Source organism: Gemmatimonadaceae bacterium (genome assembly GCA_035533755.1).
Classification (GTDB): domain Bacteria; phylum Gemmatimonadota; class Gemmatimonadetes; order Gemmatimonadales; family Gemmatimonadaceae; genus JAGWRI01.
In genome coordinates this window covers 1-4,400 of sequence record DATLTC010000033.1, presented here as the reverse complement: position 1 = coordinate 4,400, position 4,400 = coordinate 1, and the positions used below count along the sequence as shown (strand labels likewise).

Here is a 4,400-nt window from a genome sequence, read left to right as displayed (position 1 = left end):
TCGCGCCGCAGCCGTTCGGCCAGCGACTCGCCGTGCACGTACTGCATGACGATGTACACCAGGTCGTCCTGCTCGCCGAACGTGTACACCGGCACGATGCCCGGGTAGCTCAGCCGCGCCGTGAGCCGCGCTTCGCGCCGGAACCGTTCGCGGTGATCGTCCGAGTGCACGTACTCGTGGCGCAGCACCTTGATCGCCACCGTGCGATGCAGCGCCACGTCGCGCGCCAGGAACACCACCCCCATCCCGCCGCGTCCCAGCTCGCGCACCACCTGATACTGGCCGCGCACGCACGCTTCCAACTCCCGCCGCTCCAGCTGCGCGTCGGCGTCGTTCAGAAGTTCCGGGTGTGCGGTCAGTTGCGGCGTCATGAGTGATCGTGGTTGTTCACATGAGACACCGCGGCGCCCTGCTTGGTTTGCCCGCCCCCCCCCCACGCCGCCGCGCGCGCTCTGTATTGGTAGTACGTGGAGCGCCCGTGTTTGGTTGCACGGGGGCTCCCATCGATCGTGTCGGGTAGTTGTCGGGCGGCCGCTTCGGGCCCGGCGCCGATCCGGGCCAGCGATCAGCGACGCGCGAAACCCAGCGCCACCCAGTCCACGTCCACGCCGTAGCCGCCAGGCTTGATGGCCGTGCCGTCCGGCCGGCGCGGCATTCGCATGCGGGTGGCTATCCGGTTTTTTAGTGACTACTCATCGCGCCGCCGGCACCACCGCCACCGGATGCCCGCGCACCACCTGCAGCGTCAGGATCGCCGGCCGCAGCCCGCCGGCGGTCGCCGTCACGCGCAGCGCGCCGGTCTCGTCCGAGCGCACGATGGCCAATCCGCGACCGTTGAACGCCTGGCGCTGGTCCGACTGATACGGCGCATGGTCCTCGAGATCGGCGTTGTCCAGCGCCACGAGGCGCCCGCCGGTCACCGTCACGTGCACCAGATTGCCGGCCGTGGGCACGACGACGCCCGCGGAGTCCACCACCTCGAAGGTGACGAGCCCCACGTCCCGCGGATCGGCGGCGATGGTGTCGCGGTCCGCGGACAGGCGGATGGCCACCGGCGGCCCCGCGGTGCGCACCTCGGCGTGGCAGGCCACCTTGCCGTCGCGCGTGCCCACCGCCGTGAGCACACCGGGTTCGTACGGCACGTCCCAGCTCAGGTGCAGGTCGTTGGTGGTGGCGTTCACCTTGGGCGTGGCGTACGAGTTCCACCCGCCCGACGTGCCCTGTGCGGGAAACTCGAGGCTCTTCGTGCCCATCGAGCGGCCGTTCAGGAACAGCTCCACGCTCGTGCAGTTGGTGTACGCCAGCACGGGAATGATCTGGCCCTCGCGGCCCGGCCAGTTCCAGTGCGGAAAGAGATGCAGCACCGGCGCGTGGGTCCACCAACTCTGGTAGAAGTAGTACGAATCCTTGGGACGTCCGATGATGTCGAGCGCGCCCGACGGGAATCCCTTGCTGGGCCACATCGCCTCGCCTAGGTAGTCGATCCCGGTCCACATGAAGTCGCCGGAGAAGTAGTCGTGCGTCGTGATCCACGCCAGCAGCCGCTCGCCGCGGATCATCCCCGCGGTGTAGTTCGGCTCGACCTTGGTGCTGTCGGGCCCCAGCGAATACCGGTCGCCGAATGCGTTCTCCACCGGCGCGCTCTCCGTGCCCACCATCTTCCAGTCGGGGTGGGCGTGCCGGTCTTCTTCGGCGAACAGCTCGCGCCGTTCGTGCCACCGGTCCACGTAGTTGTAGCCCACCACGTCTTCGCTGTTGAGAAACGCCGTCAGCGCGGGATGCCCGTCGGCGGCGATCTGGTCGTTGCCGGTGGTGACCGGCCGCGTGGGATCCTCGGCATGGAACAGTCCCACGAGGTGGCGCAGGATGGTCACGCCCTCGGGCGTGCTCTGCTCGCCGATCTCGTTGCCGGCGCTCCACAGGATGACGGACGGATGGTTGCGGTCGCGGTGCACGTAGTCCGAGACGTCGCGGTCGGCCCAGGTGGCGAAGTGCAGATGGTAGCCGTACGGCACCTTGCCGTAGGTCCACTCGTCGAACGCCTCGTCCATGACCAGGAAGCCCATGCGGTCGCACAGGTCCAGGAATTCGGGCGCCGGCGGATTGTGCGACGTGCGAATGGCGTTCACGCCCATGGCCTTGAGCTTGGCCAGCTCCGACTGCCAGATCCGCTCCGGCACCGCCGCGCCCACGGCGCCGGCGCTCTCGTGCAGGTTCACGCCGTGCAGCTTGACCGGCTGGCCGTTGAGCAGGAAGCCGCGATCCTGGTCGAACGCGATGGTGCGGATCCCGAACGGGGTCTCGGTGGTGTCCACCGCCTGCGCGCCCTCGAGCACGGTGGAGCGCAGCGAGTACATCGTGGGGTCGTCCACCGACCAGCGGTGCGGATCGGTGACGATCAGCCGCTGCACGAACGCGGCGTGCTCGCTGGCGTCCAGCGAGAACGCGGTGTCGGCGTGCGCCACTTCGTGCCCCGACGCGTCCACGATCACCGTGCGCAGCGTGCCGTGCCGCGGCGCGCTCTGATCGTTGTCCACCCGCGTGCGCGCGAGCACCATGGCGCGCGCCGAATCCACGAACGGCGTGGTCACGTACACGCCCCAGTGCGCCACGTGCACCGGGTTCACGAGCGTGAGCCAGGTGTGGCGGTAGATGCCGCTGCCCGTGTACCACCGCGAATTGGGCTGCTGCGAGTTGTCCACGCGCACCGCCACCACGTTGATGCCCGGTACGAGGTGCTTCGTGATGTCGTACGACAGGCTCGTGTAGCCGTACGGCCGGTGGCCCACGTGGACGCCGTTGATCCAGACGTCGCTGTTCATATAGATGCCGTCGAACTGCAGCCACGCCTCGTGACCCTGCCATCCCGCCGGCATGCGAAACGCCTTGCGATACCAGCCGATGCCCGTGGGGAAGTAGCCGCCCCGGCCGCCCGCCGGCGCCGTTCGCATGGGCGTGCCTTCCACGCTCCAGTCGTGCGGCACGTCCAGTCGGCGCCACTGGTGATCGTCGAACGCGGGCCGCAGGGCGCCGGCGGGATCGCCCAGCGTGAACCGCCATCCCGGATCCATCGACAGCCGCTGCCGTTGCGCCGCGGCCGGGACGGCCGCGAACGACAGCGCGGCCCAGGCGAGTGTGCGCGCGAGAATTCTGTGCAGGCGGTTCATGGAACCTCGAATGCGGGTCAGCGCTTGGCGCCGTTCAGAAAATGTTGGGCGACGATCGCCGGTTGCTCCACCACGCGCTTCTCCTTCGCGTCCACGGCCAGCCGCATGAACTCTCCCATGCTCCACACCAGTGGCGTCGCGCTGCCGGTGCCCGTGCCGAATACGAACCCCGCGTGCGACGGGTTGGCGCGATCCCATACCTGCTCGGGAATCATGCCGCCGTCGTTGGCAAAGTGCAGCATGGCCTGCAGGTAGGGCGTGGGATCGGCGCCCAGCGCGATCTCGTACTCGCCGCGCTCGCCGGCAAAGATCGGCCACAGCCGCCCCACCCCTTCACCCAGCCACGGGCCGCCGAAATACGTCTCGCCGTAGCCGTCGTGGTTGTAGCGATAGAAGTCCGGACCGTTGGGCGTCTGCACCCGGATGGTCTGGTCGATGATCTTGAGCGAGTTCTCGATGATCGGGTCGTTGGCCGGGCGGATGCCCATGCGCACCAGCTCGATGAACCCCTGGTCCACCACGTCGCGCTCGTCGTGAATCCCGGTCCCGTTGCGCGTGTCGAGCTGGTAGCCGTCGTTGGGATCGGTGTTGTTGTCGACGCGCATGTAGTAGCCCTTCGGCGCCAGCGGGCCGCCCAGATGCCCGGTCGTGGTCACCAACCACGGCTCGACGTGCGCCGCCCAGTCGTCGGCGGTGGCCAGATACCGCGCCGCGTCTTCCGGAGCGCCGTTCTGCTTCGCGATTGCCGACGCGCACACCAGCCCCGCGATCTCGGCAGCTATAGTAGAAGGCGAATACCCGGGGACCTCCTCCCACCGCTCCTGCTGCGTGGCCGGCCCGTGCGCCAGCACGAACTCGGCCGCCGGCCGGATGTGCTTTTCCCAGGTCGTCTTGTCGGTGATGCCGAGCTGCCAGGCCAGAACGATGGGATACGACTGCTCATCCATCTGGATACCGGTCCAGTAGGGCTTGCCATCCAGCCAGCTGTTCTGCGGGAAGCGGCCGTCGGGCTCCTGCTGCACGTCGAACAGGTAGCGCGCGGCGCGGCGCGCCGTGGCGCTGTCGCCGGCCACCATCAGCGACGTGGCCGCTTCGTACAGATCCCGCGCCCACACCAGATGGTATCCGCCCACGGTGGGCTTGTCAGCAGGCACCGCGTAGCCCCACGGAATGCTCATCGACGCGATGATCGCGCCGGGGTAGGTCTTGTCCTCGTGCGCCCGCACCACCATC

The 4,400-nt window shown here is 68.6% G+C and carries 3 protein-coding genes; all 3 read right to left on the bottom strand.

Annotation, left to right across the window (positions count from 1 at the left end):
* Positions 1-371: protein kinase (locus VNE60_05825; protein HVB31029.1), on the bottom strand; the 371-nt coding region annotated here is incomplete at its 3' end.
* Positions 372-692: 321 nt separating this feature from the next.
* Positions 693-3,167: a glycoside hydrolase family 2 TIM barrel-domain containing protein gene (locus VNE60_05820; protein HVB31028.1), complete on the bottom strand. Its 2,475-nt coding sequence runs from the start codon at positions 3,165-3,167 to the stop codon at positions 693-695.
* Between the two features lie 17 nt (positions 3,168-3,184).
* The coding region (locus VNE60_05815) for a glycoside hydrolase family 15 protein (GenBank protein ID HVB31027.1) at positions 3,185-4,400 on the bottom strand (1,216 nt) is incomplete at its 5' end.

Excerpts from the sequence above, each read along its gene's own strand:
- VNE60_05820 (HVB31028.1), bottom strand. The coding sequence starts at position 3,167 with ATGAACCGCCTGCACAGAATTCTCGCGCGCACACTCGCCTGGGCCGCG.